We start from the raw sequence: 21,049 nt of genomic DNA on the forward strand, positions 1-21,049 counted from the left end.
TTATTTGTAGTCATAAATTTAGTCCCCACTTGTTTTTAAGTGGGGACTAAATTAAGGCTTATAGGATGAATTCATAAGGTGTGTTCAGCGAACACTTACGTTTTGAATAGATTTAAGGAATTAGGCAGACCTCATACCCAAGTTGTCACTTGAATTTGGATAACTTAGGGAAGATCTATCTCTAAAGCCTTTATCCAACAGAGTCGTTTTTATCCTAGGGTCCTTACCACTTGTATTCTTTACAAACATATATTTAAAAAAGTGTAGCAAGTTGCTACACTTTTCGCTAGATCAGCTCTTTACCAAAAATATCATTCAGTCTTTCACGAATACTTTGAACGAATTCTGGATTATTTTTAAGTTTATGCTTCATATTTCGTTTAAAGTCATTCAGCCCCATACCAATTTCAGCAAAATCCATTTGGAATAAAGTGTCATTAATGACAATATTTGCTTGAGAGTCAGTGAGGCATCCTACTTTTTTAAACCACTTCTTGAACTGCTGATAATTTTCATCATTATTAAAAATATACCAAGAACGTACATTCGTATCGAATTTAGCCCCTAATTCTTTTACGGATGCATTGTCTTCAAATGGAACATCAAGATAGATTTTTTCAATCACTGCAATTTCATCCAGTGCCTTATCAGCAATCCGATGATGCAGTTTAAAATTCACACCTACAATTGGACGGCCTTTCTTAACGGTTTCATACTCTAATTGTAGATCTGTATTTTCGTTAATTTCTGCCACTATTTTGTCTAATACATAGCGTCTAAAATCTACCCAGCGATCATATTTGGTTTCATTAATATCAATCAGTGCTTTCAAGTTTTCTAAAAGTAATGGCACTTCATAACTCTTTTGATTGGCGTACTTAAATTCGTTTTTAATGAAATAAGTATAAAGACTCATACTGGCAACAGAATCTAGGGCAAAAAGATGTTTTAGCTGATAGGTAGTAAAATTACCCCCAGCCAGTTGAGTGAAATACGGCAACACCTCACTAGTAAAACGAATCTGAATCGCATTTTTAGAGTCATCTTCCCATCTTAACTCACGGATAATGGGAACGACAGAATGTACTTTTTTAGTCTTTCTCTTACCATTATCAGCAGGCTCCTCAATAATAAAATGAGCTACCCGGGATGAAAGCTCTTTATAGATCCGATCTATTGCAACATTAATTGAGTTACGTTTATTTAATCCTAGTAAATCTGCCAAATCATCCTTATACAAATAAATATAAGTTTGTTCGGTAATTTCACCATCTACCCTATTTTTCTCACTATAATTCGCAACCGCCATTGCATATAGAAGTGCCTTATATTCATTGGATGACAACTCGATTGGGCGAATTAAGCGGTTACTGGTACTGACAACGCCATTATGGCGAATGTTGCCTATACAGTAGGGAATATAATTCGTTTCTTCTTGCAATGGTTCAGATTCTGTCATAACCGTGATATTTATAATTTGACTTAGTTTTTATATACAAAAGTGGAAAAACTTTCAAGACTTTCACCACAAGATTCTAAAAGTGGAAGGTCCGTCATCAAAAAAAAGCGTTATTATCCGATTTTTTGCCTTTAAAGTGGAATTAAATACAGTCTTTCCACCCTACAGTGACAGACCTTCCACCTTTAGCCCCCGAAATTACAGTTTAGAATGACTATTTTTACTTTTTTCACCCACATTCAGATAGGTTAAGTTAAATAGAAACCCTGATGTGACAAGGCTTCCACCTTTCAGTTAGATTCGAAAGGTATAACTGCACATATAATCATCAGGAAATATCCAATAAAAACAGATTATCCACAGGTTAAGAACATACAGTGACAACCCTTCCACCTTTAAGGCTTAGTTACGAGACTTTATTAACATATTAAATAATTGTTTTTTAAATTATTTTTAAATAAAAATAGCGGTTTAAAAAATAGCAGTGACAAACCTTCCACCCTAGTGACAGACCTTCCACTTTAGAGTGACAAACCTTCCACTTTAGAGTGACAGACCTTCCACTTTAGAGTGACAGACCTTCCACTTTAGAGTGACAGACCTTCCACTTTATGGTGACAAACCTTCCACTTTTAAAACTCTAAGCATTTGTTTTATATAATAAAAATGCACTCTTAATTATTAATTAGCTAAATAACTAATTATTCTAATTATTAATTAAGCTAGCTTAGTTAAAGATTTATTTTTAAGCTGTTTTACATCTGAACAAATAGGATTTATAAATTTTAAAACTATAGTAAGATGAGTGAAAGTTATTTATATTACTAAACATTCAAATACGGAAGCATCTGACACGCATGTCTGCAAAAATTATTACTGTTGCTAACCATAAAGGCGGATGTGGCAAAACAACGACTGTTGTGCACCTAGCCTCAGAACTTGCCAATCTGGGCAACAAGGTTTTAGTCATTGATTTAGATCCTCAAGCAAACGCAAGTTTACACATTGGGATCCAACATCCAAGCGAAATTGTTGTGACTACAGCAGAATTACTAGTGGGCGATATTTCGTTGTTGGCAGATGCATTACAAGAAGAAACGAACTTTGAAAAAGTATCATTAATTTATGGTTCCTTGAATTTAGGAAAAACTGAAGACCAACTAAAAGAAGAAGCTCCCCGTCCTTCTGAAGAGTTAAATATCAAGTTAGAACTGTTAAAAGATCTTTATGATTTTATATTGATCGACTGTCCACCTAGTCTTAAATTATTAACCAGCAATGCCCTGGCATCTTCAACACATGTCATTATCCCTATTGAATCCGGATCACAATATGGATTGTATGGGGTAACAGATCTTTTAAATCATCTTGAAAAGATCAAACGTATTAATCCAGATTTAGAGCTTTTAGGCGCTTTACTAATTAAGCATGATGAACGTCAGAATGTCTGTAAGCTGATTCGGAATGAAGCCTTGAAACAGGTAGGAAAACTTTTAGAGACTACCATTCCTCAAAGTACTAAAGTTAATCAAGCAGCGATTCTGCAACAATCACTTTTGAACGTAGAAAAAAATTCAAAAGTACGTAAGGCTTTTGAAAGCCTTGCCAATGAAATTGTAGCTAAAGTTTAAACCTGAGAGTATTATGGCAAGCACCAAAGAGCTTTTAGCTCAGAAACTGAAACAGAATACAGAAAAACACCAGCAAGCACAGAAAGACAATATTAGAGAGCTGAAAGAGTTTAGACGTAATGTTCCTATTGAGGATATCAGCCGTAGTCCAAACCAGCCGCGTAAATTATTTGAAGAGTCACAATTAAAAGAACTGGCGGATTCCATTGACGAAGTCGGTCTTTTGCAGCCCATTACAGTGCGTAAACTTGATAATCTGAAATATGAACTCATTGCAGGCGAGCGGCGCTTACGGGCGCACCATTTACTCGGCAAGTCTGTGATTGAAGCCATTATCATTGATGCGAATAATGTAGAAGCATCTTTGTTAACCTTAGCAGAGAATTTAAAGCGTCAGGACCTGACAGATTATGAAATTTTTATTGGCCTGAACTCACTTGATGAGAAGTTAAAGAAAAACAAGCAACGTTTAGCCAATTCACTGGGTTTAAATCGCGAAGATATGTACAAGTATTTAGCGTACGAAAAACTGCCTCAAGTAATTTTAAATGACCTTGATGTGGAACCAGGCCTACTAGGTCGTACTGCTGCAACTGCATTCAAAAAATTTCTGTCGGATCATATAGAGCAACTTTCTGAGGCCGAAAAGGCTTTGCTAGGGGCTTGGGAAAAAGTAAAAGACAAAAAACTAGAGCAAAGTAAAGTTACTGCCTATGCTGAAAAAATATTGAGTCAGGATCCAGGAAAACTGACCACAACATCTGTGGTTAGAAAAATTGAATATGCAGGTAAGATTGCGGGGAATATCAAACTCAATCAAAAACAGCTTAAGGTTTCTCTGAATATCTCGGAAATTGACGAAGCTAGTCTCTTACAACTAGAAGATTTTTTAAAACAGCTGATTCAGAAAAGTGAAAAAGTGTAGCAATTTGCTACACTTTTTTTTGACAATCTCAAACTAGGGCGTGTCATCAATTAAGCCAGATAGATCGCTGATAAGAAGTTTTGAGCCAATTTATCATAGCGTGTGGCAATAGCACGATATTGTTTGAGCTTGGCAAAAAATTTCTCGATCAGATGTCTTGCCTTGTAGATATGTCAATCATAATCACGCTGATCAATAGAATTACTTTTCGCTGGCATCACAACTTGACCCTTCGCCTCTAAAATTAGATCAATGACCCGATCCCTTGAGTTGTAGGCTTTATCCATAAGCCAGGTCTGGCTCAACGATAAGTCCAGCAACACATCTGAACCGTTTAAGTCATGAACCTGCCCATCCGTGAGATAAAATCCTGTCGGGTTGCCTAAAGCATCAGTACGGGCATGAATTTTGGTGCTTAAGCCCCCTTTACTGCGCCTATTCGCCTGATTTCCCCCCAGCGCTGTGTTGGTAAGCACGTACAATGGGGTGCAGTCTAACATCACATATTCATTGTCACGGTCATGTGACAGCACTTCAAAGACTCTCTGCCACACACCTGTTTTAGCCCAAAGACTAAAACGAGTATGCACTACTCTAAAATCACCGAAGCGTTCGGGTAAGTCTCGCCACGGGATACCTGAACGATAGCGCTTCAACAAATAGTCAGTTATCTTTGGCCGTTACTCCAACAGTACCCATTCGTCCAGGTAACAGATCTTTAACCTGTTCCCACCAATCATCTATTAATGCATAGCGTTTATTCATGAAGAAATTATGAGGACCGGTAGGATTTTCTCAAGCTAATTGATGACACCCTAATTCAAAATAAAAAAAGGTTTTTAAATATTATTTCTATAAGTCAATGTGACATTGACTTATACCAGGTTTTAATTGATTCAGCTTAGATAGTGTATGGGGGCCTAAAAAATTAATTAATTTATGTCTATAGAAAAAATAGAAATAAATGTTCATATATCAATGATATATGGTTGTTTTTTATAATAAATAGCCTAAGCAATTATTAGTAAATATATGTTTTTGGATATGGTATAATTAGCTAAAAATCCAGACATCAGTGGTAAATTAAAATAAATCTTAAAATATGCCAGCCTTAAACCACAGCTTTAATTTTTGCCTACAGACAGCAGCCCAAGACGTTACCTAGTGTCACGTTACGGAACCACACTCAGTGAGCTTGCCGAATTCAACAGATCTAGAGATCTTAGTATATTGCCCTATAAATCCCATTTTCTTAAAGATTACCTTTAGATAGTCAAAGGCATTCAAGTGTACAGATAGGGACTGTGCCAGGAAACGTGCTAGTATGGAGGTGGGCAATAACTGCTTAGAATCAAGGTACGTGATTTTCTCAGTCGACTATTACGAATAGCCGCCATTTGGTAGATGCCTTTTAGTTAGATTGAACCGTCACCACTCTCCTAGACAAATTTAGTCTATTCTTTTTGCATAAATGATAACATTATGAATGGACAACGATATTCTCTCAGAATCACGTATTAATCATGCTGCTAAACATTCTCATTAAAACAAGGGAATGCATCTTTTTACTGATCGTACCTTGTTTTTAATTTTCCTCTGTTCTTTAATTTAGTACTATCTTTATCATTTATGAGCACTCACTGGATTCACTGAATGAAGTATATGGAAATCAGAGATTTGATTGAGGCTGAATTGAAAAATTATAGTTCTAATCAAATGATTCCATCCGAACGGTACTTGGCATTAAAGTTTGACTGTTCAAGGGAAACAGTGCGTAAGGCCTATGAACAGCTTCGTGCCGAAGATAAAATTTTCAAACGGCAAAATCTCGGCTGGTTCGTGAGTAATAAAAAAATTCAATATTCTCCAAACTCAATTGAAAATTTTCGTTCTTATATGAAGGCACAGGGTTTTAATGTCAGAACTGAACTAATCTCGACCAGACAGTTGGAGCGATTGGATCACAGTAATCTTTTTAGTGAAGAAAATCGTAAATTGGGCTTTATTGAAATTATTCGTTTACGTTATGCTGATGATGTACCTGTACTTCTAGAATATAATTATTTACCTGTTGCGCTGTTTCCAAATGTGCTGAATTATGATGTGATTACTTCGGTACAAGATGTCATTAAAAATCACTTTCATTATAATTACACGAGTAGTCAGTTAAAAATTAAAAATACCGGTGTGTCTCATTTTGAGAGCCAGCACTTAGGTATTCCTTTAAGTCAAACCGCCACTTATATTGAACGTATTTCAAAATCAGATGATCTAGTGATTGAATATGACATCGAAATCTGGTCACAGGACAAAATTGAAATGACCTTAGATATTCAAGCATAAGCTTATATTTATATCCTGACCATTCAAATCCTAAAAAGTTAAATGTTTTTAGGATTTTTTTATTTTCTTAGATTAGCATTAGACCTCCTTCATAAATCATTCTTACTCAGTTGCAAATTATAAATTCCAGCAACTAGATTGAATCTCAAAAGGGGGGCTTTTAGCTCTATTGCGATAACGTTCTGAAAGCATTTTGAAAGTTTTTAGACTGCCAATCCATACTTAATTTCTATTCTTCTTTATTGATTTCCTGATTATAGATTTTTAGTTCAGGATCCAGTTTACAGCGACTTTTGGCCTCTAATGGCAACAGGGTATTGGGAAGCGCGTTTGATTGAGGTTAAGCGGGCAGGGAAAATTAGACGTTATATCACTTTATTAATGGACCCAAAGACATATCCACTGATAGGCTTGGCGAAGCTTTATGCTCAGCGCTGGGAAATAAAAATGTGTTACCGAGAAATCAAAAGTGATTTACAGGAGGGCAAGCATTTGAGGAGCAAGCAACCTGATTTAGTTTTTCAAGAATTATGGGGGCTTTATTGCCTACAATATTCTAAGAAGACAAATGAAACACATGGCTCAACGTGCAAAAGTCAGTCCTTTGAGAACCAGCTTTCATATTGCATCTATTGGCATTCTGAATATATTAAGATTCGACTCTTTAGACTCCGCAGGTAATTTACCTAAACATTTAGAAAGTTTACTGGAAAGATCTAAGAGATATGTTTTGCCTGAGAGGGGAGTGAGGAGTTGCCCACGAGTTGTGAAAGGGACACCACAGAAATACCCAAGAAAATGCCAGTCAATTTCTTAACTGACCGGCATTCCTTTAATTAAGGGCTTTCAGATGATTCAGATTTTTTGTCTTTCTCATTTCCATAATCTAAAGCAACCTGTTGCGCTTCGGCGGCGGCAGTTGCTTCTATTGGAATGGATTCATCTGCAATAGCTACTGTTCCAGTAAATCCAAATAAGCTCAGGATTAGAATCTTTGAATACTTTTCCATCTGAATTTCCTCTATGTTTCTAAAACTTAATTTCAGTGTAGAGGCTAAGTTTAAATTCCGATGTATGAGCTATGTCTGCGTATGTAAGATATTCAGGATCCAAGTTATAGAACCTTGGGTTTAGGTAAGAATACTTATCGGATGAGTTTTTTTGTAGCGTTAATTGGCCAAATACAGACCGATTTTCTTAAAAATCTTTTATAGCGAAGATAATTTAATGGCAAATTATAAAAAGAGCATAGCAATGGTCAACTGCGGTAATCCCCCCTACAATAAAATCCAAGAAGACATAAACAATATGGAACCAACTACGATGAAATGGATCGGCAATAATATTGAGTTAAATGACATGCAGGGTGTCCATACTTTCTTATTAAGTTTAGAAGAAGAAGGTGGTGTTGATTAATCGCAGTATGTCATGAGTCTTATACAGGACATCGCCCAGTACATAAGGTTAAGTTTGAAAAGAATTAGCACCTCCTCTGAGAGATTTTTCTTTACCAGCCCTGTTTTTGTAACATCTAGTAATTTTTTTGTAACCTTATTGTTATTTATTGTTCACTTTGTTTATTATATAAAAGATAAAAGGTGGAGAATTTAAGATGCTCACTAAAGTCGAAGCCATTGTGATTTTACTAATGGTAATTGCATTAATACTCATTATTTATGAAATGGGACAAGGACTTAATTGGACTTTATAAACGCTTTCTCAGTTTAAAAAAAGTCCTCAATTGATGGCATTAATTTATTTATCAGAAGTTTCAGAATTTTGATCTTATACTTGGCTGACTAAAGATGAATAATATCTATATTGGTGATATTGTTTACCTAGTTTACGGTAGTCATCCAATGATGGTTGAAAAATTGCAGGATAATTTAGCTACTTGTATATGGTTCAGTGATAAAAAACATTTTTTCCGTGAGAATTTTCCCTTAAATATCCTAATAAAAAAAACCTAATTCAACAAAATATACCTGTATAGATTAAGCTTGAAAATTATCTTAAAGCTTCAATAGAACTGAATCAAAGCACCTTAGGCGGGCGAATTCAAACATGAGGTGCGATAGTTTCAAAAGCCTTATGATAATCAATAAGCTGAGAAAATTTCTCTAATAGTGTAAGCCAATCTAACGCTTTTCTAGGACGAGTATTCAGTGACATGGCAACTTGATTTAAATAATGCTGATCTGCCTGATTTAAATCAATCCCTTTAGGTAAATATTGCCTAATTAAACCATTCATATTTTCGCATGTGCCTTTTTGCCATGGTGAATGTGGGTCACAGAAATATACATCTATGCCTAAATTTTACCATCTCACGTCCACGGTCATAGGTCAACGTTTCACGCAGTTCTCAGGTAAATATTTCAGAGCTTTAGTTAAAGCCTTGCGCACTGATTCTGCCTTTGCATCAGATAATGTTGCCAAGATACAGAGCTGTGTATTTCGTTCAATAAGTGTTGCTATCGAACTTTTATTGTCTTTACCTTTAATTAAATCGGCTTCCCAATGACCCGGTATCTTTCTTGAACTTCGGCTGGGCGCTCATGAATAGTTTTAATATCCTGTAATATAGAATCTTTTTTAGGTTCACCGTTAGCTTTTCGCTTTTTATTTTCATGATGCAGACAGGATAATAAGTCTTTTTTCAACTCACCCTTTGGTAATGCTCGTATCGTTGAATAAATCGTTGTATGGCTTACATTCATTGTTTGATCCAAATCAGGAATTGTCTTTAAACGCTTCGATATTTGCTGAGGAGACCATAAACAACGGATCGCTTCAACAATAAATCTCCAGAGGATTGAATCGATTTTGAGCTTTCTGTGACTACGTCTACGTCTAGCGAAGGTGTTATCAGAAGCATATCGAGCTTGATAAACGTCATTGATACTATTTCTTTTAAGCTCACCATAGATCGTACTTGGATGTCTTTTAATGAGTTCGGCAAATTTTCTTGGTGAAAAGCCTTCTTTTCTTGACTCAAGCATTAATGCAGTACGATCTTCAAAGTTAAGATGATGGTATGACAATTTTATATACTCCATACCCTTTAAATTAATTAGGTGGTTTATGTCGCACTTCAAGTTTTACTCTGCCTTGCCTCTAATATTATTGAGAAACTGATTGATCAAAGTATTTCAAATTAAGAAATAAATAATTTTATATTTAGCTCTGATGGGATAACCATCAGGGTATTTTTTTGTCATTAAAATCTAATTTGAGACATCATTATGAATGATTTTTTTTAGAAACGAATCGAAGCATCAAAATCAATGACATTGAAGTTCGTCAGATACAGATGAAAGACTTCGATACCTGGGCAATCCATACTGAGCCGTTAAAGAACTTCATTAAAGACCAAAATCATTCAAGTGTACAACCATGGCATGTGTTACTGATCTGAACAATGAATCACTGGTAGAATTTGCTGCTGAGGAACATGGATTTAAAGAGCTACTTAGTGAAGTCATGAAAATGAATTACGGTGCATTTCAAAACTATGTTATCGCTTGAACTGAGGATCAGAAAGCTTGTTTGAATTGATGTATTTCATCCGCAGATTATGCGCGAATGCTAAGAAATCTGGAGTTCGAATATTAACCAAAAAGAAGATCATTTTTTGATTTATGCGAGAGATCTATTTTATTTTTATATTTATAAGGCTAAACTTGCCTCCAATTTAATACTGGTATGTACCACTTAATTTTAGGGCGTGTCTTCAATATTAAATGTATTTAAAAATACTGTTTGCATGTTCGCCTAAACAATGATTTTCCATTATTACATAATGATCTGGCTCAGGAATATTGATAATGACCACAATGACTGATGATTTAGGTCATGGTATGGGCAATGCCTGGGAACATAAAGACTGGGCACATATTTCTGATCCAGAATTACAAAGCCTGCAGCAGCATTATTCCTGTTTACAAGGTCATATTCAGATTTTGTGGTGTAGTCCCCGGCCATTTTCATCTGCGGCGCTGGTCAAGGTGGAGCAGGATTTTGTGAGCAGGGATGAAGCAGTCGCGCATCAGTATTTGATCAAGCGCAGTCATTGTTCATTTCGTCGTGCCCACGATATTTTACAGGAGCATGCCGTTCTTCAGCATTTAGCCAGCAAAGAAATTCCTGTTGCAGCATTGATTAGGTCAAATCAAGATCTGACTGCTTTAGAGGTGGGTGACTGGACCTATGAAGTTTATGCAAAAGCAGCCGGTTTAGATCTGTATGCAGATCAGCAATCCTGGAAACCTTTTTTCTATGCTGAACATGCCGCCAAGGCAGGGGCTTTACTGGCCAGACTACATCTGGCGATGCAGGATTTTCCCGAACAGCAGGGCAGATCAGCATCTTATTTGGTTTCCAATCAGCAGCTTTTAGACAGTGAAAATATCATTACAGCCATTCAACAGCGCATTGCAAACAGTTCAGAATTAAGCCGTTATTTTGCCGATAAAAATTTAGATCCTTACTTTTTAGATCGAATCTTACAGGTTCACCAGCGTATTCAGCCTGTATTGCAACAGGCAAGCAAAATTTGGACCCATAACGATTTACACGCTTCTAATCTGTTTTGGTCAGCGCCGGATGCCAAAGCTGAAATTACTGCCGTAATTGATTTTGGTTTATCTGACCGAAACTCTGCACTTTATGATCTGGCTGTGACGATTGAACGTAATTTCATTGATTGGTTGGAATTAGAGCAGAGCCCACATATTCAGATTGATGAAGCTGGTTTAACCGCCTTTCTACATGCTTATTTTTCTGAAGTACATCCACAAGAAGATTTTAGTATTTTGCCAGAACTACTGAAAATCGTGCATTTGGATTTCGCTTTTTCAGAGCTTGAGTATTTTGTTGGGATTACTCAAAACCAGCAACATGCAGATGCTGCTTATTACGACTGGATTATCGGTCATGTGGACTGGTTCTTTGGCGAACAAGGTCAACAATTTACCCAGACCTTAACCCGGCTCATTCAAGATGAATTGCAATCTTCTCAATGCTCTCTCTAAACCCAGCATCATCACCCACTTCACAGACATAAGGTTTCGTATGAACACTCGTCAACTCAAACAGAATGTATTAACTCGATCTTTAAATATGATCATTCTGTCGCAGCTGTGTTTAGCCCCGCTGACTTATGCTGAAGACGCTGTGCAACAGCTTGACACGATTGTTATCACCGCCGATCAAAGCATTCCTTACTCGAGTGCCAAAGTGAATGTTGAAGGATTTGCTACGAACAGTCTGCAAAAACTCCCTGCATCGGTCTCTATCTTGACTGCCGATCTCATTGCTGAACAACATGCTCGTGTGCTGAGCGATGTGGTAAAAAATGATGCAGCCATCGGTGAGGGCTATGCTGCAATTGGCTATTATCCAAACTTTGTCTCGCGTGGCTTTGCACTCGATTTGGCATCAAGCTACCTCATTAATGGCAATGTGATTCGTGGTGAACAAAATGTTGCACTTGAAAACAAAGAACGTGTGGAAATTTTAAAAGGCATTTCCGCGATTCAAAGTGGTATGTCAACCCCGGGTGGTGTGGTCAATTATGTCACCAAGCGACCTAAAGATATCCAGGCCCTGACATTCTCTGCTGATCAACATGGACAGTTTTCAGTGGCAACTGATCTAGGTGGTTTTTGGGGTGATGAGCAACAATTCGGATATCGCATCAATCTGGTGAATGAACAGATTGAGTCTTATGTCGATCATGTGGATGGTGAACGCTATTTAGCGGCATTGGCCTTAGATTGGAAAACATCTGAGCAATCTAAATTGGAATTTGATCTTGAAGCACAGCGTTCCGAACAAAGATCAGTGCCAGGCTATCAATTACTCGATGGCAAAGTCCCAGAAAATGTGAAATGGGATCGATTGCTGGGTTACCAGACTTGGGGCAAACCGGTCACGATCGATAGTCTGAATAGCAGTTTAAAATATAGCTATGCTTTGAATAGTGACTGGAACCTGGGACTCGTTGCAGCACACAGTAAATCCAGAGTTGATGACTATTCAAGCTTTGCTTATGGTTATTATCGGGAAGGCTGTCTGGAAGAGTATTCCTGTAACACGTTTGGTAAAGCTGGCGAGTATGATATTTACGATTATCAGAATCCAGATGAAACCTTTAAAACCAATCAATTTAAAGTCAAATTGGATGGGGTGATTGATACCAATTGGGTACAACATCACCTTAACTTTGATTTGACTTACACCGATAAATCTAGAAATCGTTACAACGGTATAAACCAGTACATAAATTCAGAAGACTATGTTGGTAATATTTACCAAGATACCTACGACAGGATCCCAGAAGAAGGAAATCTAGGTCCTTATTTTAAAGCTTTAGACAGTAAACAAACTGCATTGACGTTTCTTGATCGTATTGAGTGGAATGAGAAATGGTCTACTTTGATTGGTGGAAAATGGATCGAGCTGGATGAACAAGCATATGATGCAGATCGGGTAAAAGTCCGCGATACTGATTTAGGCAAATTTTTACCGCAATTTGCGATCAGCTATAGCCCCTTGGAATCGACTACCGTCTATGCCTCGTATGCTAAAGGCCTGTCAGATGGAAAAACAGCGCCTTGGTTTGCAGAGAATGCGGCTGAAACTCTAGCACCGATCTATTCAGAGCAATATGAAATTGGTTTCAAACAACAGATCCATGATTTCCTGTTGACTGCAGCCGTTTTTGATTTACGTCAGGACAATCAATATAGCAAGCCGATTTCAGGACTTCGCTATTTTATTGCGGAAGGCGAACAGCATAGTCAGGGCCTGGAATTAGGACTGAATGGTGCATTAACCGACCATCTGGTCTTAACTTCATCTTTAGCCTTGACCAAAGCCCGTTTAGAAAATGTGGAAGCGGTTGAATATGGTAATCATCAGGCGCAAAACGTGCCAAAAGCTCGTTTCGCAACACATCTTCGCTATAACGTACCGAGCATTGCAGGTTTCACTGTTCTGGCAGGTGGTCAATACAGTTCCAGCAAATATGCCAACAAAGAGGGTGCTGCGAAAGTTGCAGGTTATAGTGTGGTTGATTTAGGCGCTGCTTATCAATTTAAACTAAATACGACCGATGCATTGCTACGCTTGAATATTAATAATCTGTTCAACAAGAAATACTGGCGTGATGCAGGTGAATTTTTGGGTGACGATTATTTATTCTTGGGTTCGCCGCGTACAGCAACCTTGTCATTCAATCTGAACTTCTAAATTGGCTGCTTAATCAGGTTATATTGCTATGGAAAATATAGAAATTGCAGCGTTCATTTTAAACGTTTTAGGTGTCTGGTTGACCTCCAAACAATATAAAGTCTGCTGGTTGGTGAATATTGTCGCTGTACTTTTATATATGATTATTTTTTATCGTGTCAATTTATTTGCAGACGCAGCATTACAAGCCGTATTTATCTTGATGCAACTGTATGGCTGGTATAGCTGGTCGAAGAAAAATCATGACCAGGCTATCACCGTGCAGATTGGCTATTTGAATAAAAAAATCTGGGTATATAGCCTGATTGTGGGTATTGTCGCCGGTCTGGTGATTGGCGCCTTATTTGCTCATTTCACCACAGCATCACTCCCTTGGTTGGATTCCATGTTGGCTTCTTTTAGCTTGGTGGCAAGTTATTGGGCGGCAAAAAAATATATTGAAAGCTGGGGATTATGGTGTGTGTTAGATGTGATTTATGTCGGCATGTATAGCTATAAGTCATTGTATTTAACCGCCGTGCTTTATTTTATTTTTATTCTTCTGGCACTCAATGGCTGGAGAATGTGGCGAAATCTTTATAGAGTGAAATTATCTTGAAATGACACTATTGCAAATAGAAATTTGAGGTGATGCTCTTTCCTTTAAAAAAAGTATTTATAGACTAAAAACTTTATTTGAATTGGCCGCAGCTTGAAGATGTTGCTGATATTTTGTGAAAGCTAGCTACCATACATTCAAAGCGAACCGAAGTTCGCTTTGAATGTATTTCACTTCTTAAAAGAACCCGGCTGGTTTGGTCGAATAGCTGACTAGCAAGTTTTTAGTCTGCTGATAATGATCCAGCATCATTCTATGATTCTCACGCCCAATCCCTGATTTTTTATAACCACCGAAAGCCGCATGGGCAGGGTAGATGTGATAACAGTTAGTCCAGACCCGACCTGCCTGAATAGCACGGCCTGCACGGTAAGATGTATGCGCTGAGCGTGACCAGACACCGGCACCAAGTCCATAAATCGTATCATTGGCGATCTTGATCGCATCATCGAAGTCTTTGAAGGTGGTCACAGCCAGTACAGGCCCGAAGATTTCTTCCTGGAAGGTCTTCATGTCATTAGTGCCTTTAAAGATGGTCGGTTCAATATAGAAACCTTGACCCACTTCATGACGTGCTTCACCACCGGTCAGGATCTGTGCGCCTTCTTCACGGCCAGTGGCAATACAACCCAGAATCTTGTCCTGCTGTTCCTGTGAGGCTTGCGCACCAATCATGGTGTCGGTATCTAACGGATGACCGGTTTTAATGCGTTGTACCCGTTCTACTGCACGCGCTAAAAACTCATCGGCAATACTTTCCTGTACCAAGGCCCGGGAAGGGCAGGTACAGATTTCACCCTGGTTCAGGGCAAACATGGCAAAGCCTTCCAGAGCTTTGTCCAGATAATCGTCTTCCTGATCCATAATGTCGGCAAAGAACAAGTTTGGTGATTTACCGCCAAGTTCCAGAGTCACCGGAATAATATTTTCAGTCGCATATTGCATGATCATCTGACCCACGGCGGTTGAACCGGTAAAGGCAATCTTGGCAATGCGTGGATTGGTCGCCAGTGGACGGCCGACTTCGACCCCATAGCCATTGACGATATTTAATACGCCCGGCGGCAAAATGTCCTGAATCAGTTCAGCTAGCACCAGAATACTGACCGGAGTCTGTTCTGCAGGTTTCAGCACAATACAGTTGCCTGCAGCCAAGGCTGGCGCGAGTTTCCAGGCGGCCATCAGAATCGGGAAGTTCCAGGGAATGATTTGTCCGACTACACCAAGCGGTTCATGAAAATGGTAGGCGATAGTATCTTCATCAATTTCGGAAATGCCACCTTCCTGAGCCCGGATACAGCCGGCAAAATAACGGAAATGGTCAATGGCCAGTGGAATATCGGCAGCCAGCGTTTCACGGATCGGTTTTCCATTGTCCCAGGTTTCTGCTACAGCCAACATTTCCAGATTTTGTTCCAGACGGTCGGCAATTTTCAACAGAATATTGGAGCGGGTGGTCGGCGATGCTCTGTTCCATTGTTCTTTGGCTTTGTGCGCTGCATCCAGTGCCAATTCAATGTCTTCTACAGAAGAACGCGGAACCTTGGTAAAGACTTTGCCATCTACCGGAGAGATGTTGTCAAAGTATTCACCTTTGACCGGAGCGACCCATTCGCCGCCAATAAAATTCTCGTATTGTGCTTTAAAATGAACTTTTGAATCAGGTTGATTAGGATCGACGTAACGCATATTTATTTCCTTTGCTTATTTTCGTATGGCAAAACCGCTTCTACAGCTTTGGTATAAGGTACTTCTGCACCTTATTTGATTAATATAACTGGTATAAGGTTGGAAAAAGGTTGGGGCTAGCATGTTCACGATATTTTCATCCATTTTAAAAAAATAACGATTACAGCGGATGTAAATCATGAATTGTTGTGAGAATAAGGAATGATGACAAAACAAGATTTGATGGAAAAAAGGCACAATACTGATCAGCTTCGGCAAAACAGCAGTTTGTCTCCCTTACATGCAGAACAGCTGGGACAGAGTATTGCCAGCTCCTGGCAACGTTCATCCTCGGCTGAAATCCCGAAGAATCGTTTAGCAGCACCGCTGACGGATTTAAAAAAGACCACTTCTTCCTCAACTTTAGCCCAAGCCCTGCAACATTGTGCTCAGGATTTAAAACATATTGCCGAGCAATCTTCTATGGTGCTGGCGGTCGGAGATATCGGCAGCACCATCATTTGGGCAGCTTCTAGCCCACAAATGCAAAGTGCCGCAGAAAGTGTACATTTTATTGAAGGTGGGCAATGGCGCGAAGAGCTAGTCGGAACCAATGCATTGGCATTATCCTTAAAAACTCAACAATCCAGCTGTGTCTTTTCCAGTGAACATTACATGTCCTCCATTCATGATTGGGTTTGTTACGCTGCCCCGATTATTGATCCCTATTCAAAACAGGTCTTAGGTGTCATTGATCTGTCGACTACCTGGCCAAAGCATAACAGTTTAGCACTACTAGCTGCGGAGCGCTGTGCTACGATCATCCAGTCGGCTCTACTAGAATGCCAGAAGCAGCGCCTGTTTATTCGAGCTTTTTCAGTACCTCAAGTGCTGTTTAATGGCAAGATGCTGGTTCTGACTCCTCGACAGATTGAAATTCTGACCATTCTAGCCTTATGTCCGCAGGGTCTGAGTCTAGATACATTGCATCAAGCCTTATATGGCGAGCGCAAGGTCAGTATGGGGACTTTAAAAGCAGAAATGTCACAATTACGCGATTTATTAGGTGGTATGCTGGGTTCCAGACCCTATCGTTTATTGGCGCATGTAGAGGCTGATTTTTTAATGACAGAGCAATCTTTAGATGCTGGGTATATCGATTCAGCCTTGAAATTATGTACCGGCGTATTTCTGGCCAAAACAGAAAGTCCATTTCTATGCGCTTGGAGAGATTGTCTGGAATCACGCCTGAGCGATGCCATTTTTAAGGCTAATGAAACCGATGTCTTGCTGAAACATGTGGCACATTTTCCTGAAGCGATTGATGCTGTAGAACGCCTGATTGAACTGATGCCCAAAAACCATCCCGTTCATCAGACTCTGTTAAAATATAAAAATCTTTAAAGCTGATGTAACTGTCGGTACAAAGCTAAACAGTTAAAATAGGAATATTCTGGAATATTAAGTATTATCCTTGCTTACTGTGAGTTTACTTATTAATTTAGACTGAACCTGATCCTAAAATTTTTATCAGTGGCTACCCAGTTTGCTGTTTGCCTAGATGCTTGATATCAGCTACGCTCACCTTCATGTCATTTGAAGGACGCGCAGTTTATTCCTCAGGGATCAAATATAATCGTAAGATAATGCGCTATGAAATTTTATTTGTGGCTAGAACGGGCTATAAAAAAATAGTGGCATTTTTCTACCATGGGATTAATGTCGATATTCATAATGAAGGGGACTTCATAAAAAAGAAACACCCCCCGCTTTTATCCTCTTATGAAGGCAAAAGGATCAGCCAGGAACAGGAAAATGCATGTCTGCTCTTGGCACACTTCCTCAGGAAGTGAAACAGGGGCTGTTAAAAATGTAAGTCAGATACTTGGAGAGAATACTTACATTGAGGTACTACATCGCCGCTTTAAAAATATCTACCACTTGGGCATGGTTGGCTTTACGTGGATTGGTCAACATGCAGGCATCTTTTTGTGCATTTTCCGCCATGATGGCCAAGTCAGCTTCTTTTACATTCAATTCCGTCAGCCCAGATGGAATACCAATTGAAGCCGAAAGCTGACGAATGGCGCCAATCGCTTCATAAGCTGCTCCAGTTACGGTTAAACCTTCTGTATTCACCCCCATCAATTGGGCAATTTTGGCATAACGTTCAGGACAAGCAATCAGGTTAAATTCACAAACATGGGGGAGCAGAATTGCATTACAAACACCATGCGGCAAGTTGTAGAAGCCTCCGAGCTGATGTGCCATCGCATGCACATATCCTAAAGAGGCGTTGTTAAAGGCCATTCCGGCAAGATATTGGGCATAGCTCATGGCATCCCGTGCTTCCAGATTATCCCCATTCGCCACTGCCAGGCTAAGCCATTCGCTGATCATGGTAATCGCCTTTTCTGCACAGGCATCAGTGATTGGATTTGCTGCCGTAGACACATAAGCTTCTACTGCATGCGTCAAGGCATCCATACCTGTTGCCGCAGTCAGCCCTGCAGGTTTGGCCAACATAAGTTTAGGGTCATCAATCGCAATGAGTGGTGTACAACGCCAATCTACAATCGCCATTTTCACATGGGTATCGGTATTGGTAATGATACAGAAACGCGTCATCTCCGAAGCTGTCCCTGCCGTAGTATTGATTGCAATCAGTGGTGTCATCGGGACGGTACTTTTATCAATCCCTTCATAATCACGGATATGTCCGCCACCTGCAGTGACTAGACCAATGCCTTTGGCACAGTCATGTGAGGAACCCCCACCTAACGATACAATAAAATCACAGGCATTTTCATTATAAGCTGTAACTCCATGATGCACGTTAATATCAGTTGGATTGGGTTCCGCGCCTGGGAAAATATAACTGTCAACACCCGCCTCTTTCAAATAATTTGCAATATCATCTGCAACACCAAATTTAAACAGCCCCGCATCAGTTACAATCAGCGCTTTCTTGGCACCTAAATTTTGTGCTTTTATCCCGATTTCTTTAGCACAGCCCGGACCAAAAAGTGAAACACAGGGAATATAAAAACCGTTAGTTTGATCTGAAATATTTTTAAAAGCCATGGCGTGATTCCTTCTACCATTAATTGATTATTTTATCGGTGACCCTCACCGTAATATAAGTATTGGATGAAGTTAAAAAGAATCCTACCTACCAAATACCTACCAATTTAAATTTCTGATTCTAGCCAAAATAATGAATCTGAAATATTTAAAAGTAGGTTGGCAAGGTTTAGCAGATACTGAGTAGATTGGTTCAATAGAGGGCATGTAAGTAGCGCACTAGGCTGTTTACTACTTTCTGATTTTAAATAAATACTAAAATGCTTTATTCATTTTTAAGATAAAGATAAACAGTACAGGGCTTAGAAATACCCATAAAGCCACAAAGCTAATACTGGAGCTAAACTGGGTACGTAATAAAAACATCGCGACGAATAAGAAAATACCCGCAGTGAATTTAGTGTGCGTAGGAAAATTAGCTAAAAAAGCGTAACGAGATTTTCGGGTTTTTAGGATCTGCTTTGCACTTACCGCATAAAAACCAAAACAGCTCAGCCAAAGCAGACCGATCACTGCAATCCATATCATGTTGATGATTCCTGTTGCGTAACTTTTAGTTTGGCGTGAATTTTATTGACCGCCTTTTGCTGAATAGGGGTAATTTTCTGGTGTAACAATAGGGCGAGAAGTGCCAAGTTCCACAGCATCAGATCGATTCGCAGAAATGGCCAGTAAGTTGTAAAAGAATCAATATAATCATGGAAAATGAGATAATAAATATTGATCAGCGGCAGCATAAAAGCAGTACCAATCAGGATTTTAAGCTGAATTTTCCATAAATATTGCTGCGGTGTTAAACATGCCAGAATGAAACTGCCGAGCCAAATACTGAAAAAACTATAAATCTCATAATTTGGTGCACCTACAGGGATGCTGATAAAACGATTCGCATAGAGATAAGCCAGCATGGCAATCGGCAAGCCAAGTATCATGGTGATATTCAAGCGGTTCACCAAATAATGTCCGAGATGAAACCGCGCTGATTTTTTCTGAATCTGGCGTTTCAGACTCCACAGCAGCAGACCGGAGGCAATCATGGCGCAGCCCAATATGCCAGAGAAAAACAATCCTAAACGTAAAGCAGGTTCAGCAAAACGTGCCATATGCAAACCATACATGCCGGCATTGAGTGTGGCAATTGCACTTTCATTGCGTGTATTTTCAAGCAATTTTCCGGTAGCAGCATTTAAAATGAGCTGTGCCTGATTTCTGGTAATGGAATGATCTTTGAGCTGTGTTAAGGTTATGTGTGCCAGCTGGGTATTGGGCTGCTTGACCGTGATATTGTCAAATTCCGCATGTCCCCAGTGTTGCTGCGCCGTGCTAATAAAATGTTGAATTGGCAGCATCTCGGTTTTCACCGGAACCACAGAGTTGGCCATTACATTGACTGTGCGAATTTCTTCAAAATACTGAAAGGGATTGTCTGGATAGAGTTTTTTCATGCCGGAAGGCAGTACGATATAAAAGAAAATCGCCAGCCCGGTAAATGTCATGGTCAAAAAGAACGGCAGGGCAATCACTGAACTAACATTATGAAAATCCAGATAGGAGCGCTGCCCCTTAAATGCTCTTAAGGTAAAAAAGTCTGTCAGGATTTTTTTATGGGTAATGATTCCTGAAATCAGAGTCAATAACATGATAAAGGCAGCAATCGTCACAATCAGCCGACCAATGGTGTAGGGCATACCATAGAGCTGAAAATGAAAATTATAGAAAAAATCTCCCCCTTGGGTGGCCGAGAGGTTTAATTCTTTTCCTGTCGAAGCATCCAGGGTTTTGACTTCATAGCCACCATCCGCTTTTTGCCAGTAGACTTTATTCACAGGTGAATCTTGATTGGCGACTCCGATATACCAGTTTTGGGCGTCCGGTGCATGCTGCTGTAAATAGCTGTAAGCAGATTTTAAGGCAGTTTCCTGATTGACTTGTATTGAGGCAAATTCAGGCTGCATCCATATACTGATTTCATGCCGGTAATAGGTGACCGCGCCTGTTAAAAAGATCGCGAAGAGCAGCCAGCCAAAACTTAAACCTAACCATGAATGTAGCCATGCCATGGATTGACGGACAGATTTATGCATGGT

At 39.2% G+C, this 21,049-nt stretch carries 14 protein-coding genes and 3 pseudogenes; 9 read left to right on the forward strand and 8 right to left on the reverse strand.

Features of this window, described 5'->3' with window-relative positions:
• Positions 1–286: 286 nt before the first annotated feature.
• Positions 287–1,459 (reverse strand): replication initiation protein, encoded by a 1,173-nt coding sequence (locus MWG72_RS13220; RefSeq protein ID WP_004647771.1) that lies wholly within the window; start codon positions 1,457–1,459, stop codon positions 287–289.
• Positions 1,460–2,316: 857 nt separating this feature from the next.
• Here MWG72_RS13220 and MWG72_RS13225 point away from each other — a divergent pair.
• Positions 2,317–3,090 carry a ParA family protein gene (locus MWG72_RS13225; protein WP_004647772.1) on the forward strand — a complete coding sequence of 258 codons (774 nt, stop codon included), beginning with the start codon at positions 2,317–2,319 and terminating at the stop codon, positions 3,088–3,090.
• A gap of 13 nt (positions 3,091–3,103) precedes the next feature.
• The gene (locus MWG72_RS13230; protein ID WP_004647773.1) at positions 3,104–4,015 is read left to right on the forward strand and encodes a ParB/RepB/Spo0J family partition protein; all 912 of its coding nucleotides are present in this window, start codon (positions 3,104–3,106) and stop codon (positions 4,013–4,015) included.
• Between the two features lie 50 nt (positions 4,016–4,065).
• On the opposite strand, the pseudogene MWG72_RS13235 reads toward MWG72_RS13230, so the two are convergent.
• A pseudogene (locus tag MWG72_RS13235) lies at positions 4,066–4,780 on the reverse strand (IS5 family transposase).
• A gap of 888 nt (positions 4,781–5,668) precedes the next feature.
• Between MWG72_RS13235 and MWG72_RS13240 the strand changes: the two are divergent.
• Both MWG72_RS13240 and MWG72_RS15590 read left to right on the forward strand, forming a co-directional pair.
• Positions 5,669–6,358: a GntR family transcriptional regulator gene (locus MWG72_RS13240; RefSeq protein WP_004647775.1), complete on the forward strand. Its 690-nt coding sequence runs from the start codon at positions 5,669–5,671 to the stop codon at positions 6,356–6,358.
• Between the two features lie 315 nt (positions 6,359–6,673).
• Positions 6,674–7,175, forward strand: a pseudogene (locus MWG72_RS15590) (transposase); the annotation flags it as partial.
• 19 nt (positions 7,176–7,194) lie between these two features.
• Here MWG72_RS15590 and MWG72_RS13245 read toward each other — a convergent pair.
• Complete coding sequence (locus tag MWG72_RS13245) at positions 7,195–7,368, reverse strand: hypothetical protein (protein ID WP_004281965.1); 174 nt, start codon at positions 7,366–7,368, stop codon at positions 7,195–7,197.
• Between the two features lie 217 nt (positions 7,369–7,585).
• On the opposite strand from MWG72_RS13245, the gene MWG72_RS13250 reads away from it, so the two are divergent.
• Positions 7,586–7,774 (forward strand): hypothetical protein, encoded by a 189-nt coding sequence (locus MWG72_RS13250; protein ID WP_247144247.1) that lies wholly within the window; start codon positions 7,586–7,588, stop codon positions 7,772–7,774.
• Between the two features lie 642 nt (positions 7,775–8,416).
• Here the strand turns inward: MWG72_RS13250 and MWG72_RS13255 are convergent.
• Positions 8,417–9,417: pseudogene (locus MWG72_RS13255) on the reverse strand (IS30 family transposase).
• Between the two features lie 768 nt (positions 9,418–10,185).
• Between MWG72_RS13255 and MWG72_RS13260 the strand changes: the two are divergent.
• Genes MWG72_RS13260 through pnuC form a run of 3 tightly spaced genes read left to right on the forward strand, consistent with a single transcriptional unit; the run spans position 10,186 to position 14,210 of the window.
• Positions 10,186–11,391: a phosphotransferase enzyme family protein gene (locus MWG72_RS13260; protein ID WP_155861424.1), complete on the forward strand. Its 1,206-nt coding sequence runs from the start codon at positions 10,186–10,188 to the stop codon at positions 11,389–11,391.
• Between the two features lie 40 nt (positions 11,392–11,431).
• Positions 11,432–13,612 carry a TonB-dependent siderophore receptor gene (locus MWG72_RS13265; protein ID WP_247144248.1) on the forward strand — a complete coding sequence of 727 codons (2,181 nt, stop codon included), beginning with the start codon at positions 11,432–11,434 and terminating at the stop codon, positions 13,610–13,612.
• A 28-nt stretch (positions 13,613–13,640) separates the two neighbouring features.
• Entirely contained in the window at positions 13,641–14,210 is a 570-nt protein-coding gene (gene pnuC / locus MWG72_RS13270; RefSeq protein ID WP_247144249.1) for a nicotinamide riboside transporter PnuC, read from the forward strand.
• Between the two features lie 177 nt (positions 14,211–14,387).
• Here the strand turns inward: pnuC and exaC are convergent, their stop codons facing one another.
• Positions 14,388–15,899, reverse strand: a complete 1,512-nt coding sequence (gene exaC, locus MWG72_RS13275; protein WP_247144250.1) for an acetaldehyde dehydrogenase ExaC — start codon at positions 15,897–15,899, stop codon at positions 14,388–14,390.
• A gap of 201 nt (positions 15,900–16,100) precedes the next feature.
• Between exaC and MWG72_RS13280 the strand changes: the two genes are divergently transcribed.
• Positions 16,101–17,282 carry a helix-turn-helix domain-containing protein gene (locus tag MWG72_RS13280; protein WP_004647792.1) on the forward strand — a complete coding sequence of 394 codons (1,182 nt, stop codon included), beginning with the start codon at positions 16,101–16,103 and terminating at the stop codon, positions 17,280–17,282.
• Positions 17,283–17,789: 507 nt separating this feature from the next.
• On the opposite strand, the gene mdh is transcribed toward MWG72_RS13280, so the two are convergent.
• The 3 genes from mdh to MWG72_RS13295 form a co-directional block, all read right to left on the reverse strand.
• Positions 17,790–18,962: an iron-dependent methanol dehydrogenase gene (gene mdh, locus MWG72_RS13285; RefSeq protein WP_071850974.1), complete on the reverse strand. Its 1,173-nt coding sequence runs from the start codon at positions 18,960–18,962 to the stop codon at positions 17,790–17,792.
• A gap of 255 nt (positions 18,963–19,217) precedes the next feature.
• Positions 19,218–19,490 (reverse strand): hypothetical protein, encoded by a 273-nt coding sequence (locus tag MWG72_RS13290; RefSeq protein ID WP_004647794.1) that lies wholly within the window; start codon positions 19,488–19,490, stop codon positions 19,218–19,220.
• A complete protein-coding gene (locus tag MWG72_RS13295; RefSeq protein ID WP_247144251.1) occupies positions 19,487–21,046 on the reverse strand; it encodes a PepSY-associated TM helix domain-containing protein in 1,560 nt (519 codons plus the stop codon). The genes MWG72_RS13290 and MWG72_RS13295 overlap by 4 nt, the downstream gene beginning before the upstream one ends.
• Between the last annotated feature and the right edge of the window lie 3 nt (positions 21,047–21,049).

It is taken from the genome of Acinetobacter lwoffii, assembly GCF_022967985.1.
GTDB lineage: Bacteria > Pseudomonadota > Gammaproteobacteria > Pseudomonadales > Moraxellaceae > Acinetobacter.

Coding starts and splice junctions, on each gene's coding strand:
- MWG72_RS13220 (WP_004647771.1), bottom strand. CDS start 1,459: ATGACAGAATCTGAACCATTGCAAGAAGAAACGAATTATATTCCCTAC.
- mdh (WP_071850974.1), bottom strand. CDS start 18,962: ATGGCTTTTAAAAATATTTCAGATCAAACTAACGGTTTTTATATTCCC.
- MWG72_RS13230 (WP_004647773.1), top strand. CDS start 3,104: ATGGCAAGCACCAAAGAGCTTTTAGCTCAGAAACTGAAACAGAATACA.
- MWG72_RS13225 (WP_004647772.1), top strand. CDS start 2,317: ATGTCTGCAAAAATTATTACTGTTGCTAACCATAAAGGCGGATGTGGC.
- MWG72_RS13280 (WP_004647792.1), top strand. CDS start 16,101: ATGATGACAAAACAAGATTTGATGGAAAAAAGGCACAATACTGATCAG.
- MWG72_RS13250 (WP_247144247.1), top strand. CDS start 7,586: ATGGCAAATTATAAAAAGAGCATAGCAATGGTCAACTGCGGTAATCCC.
- exaC (WP_247144250.1), bottom strand. CDS start 15,899: ATGCGTTACGTCGATCCTAATCAACCTGATTCAAAAGTTCATTTTAAA.
- MWG72_RS13260 (WP_155861424.1), top strand. CDS start 10,186: ATGACCACAATGACTGATGATTTAGGTCATGGTATGGGCAATGCCTGG.
- pnuC (WP_247144249.1), top strand. CDS start 13,641: ATGGAAAATATAGAAATTGCAGCGTTCATTTTAAACGTTTTAGGTGTC.
- MWG72_RS13240 (WP_004647775.1), top strand. CDS start 5,669: ATGAAGTATATGGAAATCAGAGATTTGATTGAGGCTGAATTGAAAAAT.
- MWG72_RS13290 (WP_004647794.1), bottom strand. CDS start 19,490: ATGATATGGATTGCAGTGATCGGTCTGCTTTGGCTGAGCTGTTTTGGT.
- MWG72_RS13265 (WP_247144248.1), top strand. CDS start 11,432: ATGAACACTCGTCAACTCAAACAGAATGTATTAACTCGATCTTTAAAT.
- MWG72_RS13295 (WP_247144251.1), bottom strand. CDS start 21,046: ATGCATAAATCTGTCCGTCAATCCATGGCATGGCTACATTCATGGTTA.
- MWG72_RS13245 (WP_004281965.1), bottom strand. CDS start 7,368: ATGGAAAAGTATTCAAAGATTCTAATCCTGAGCTTATTTGGATTTACT.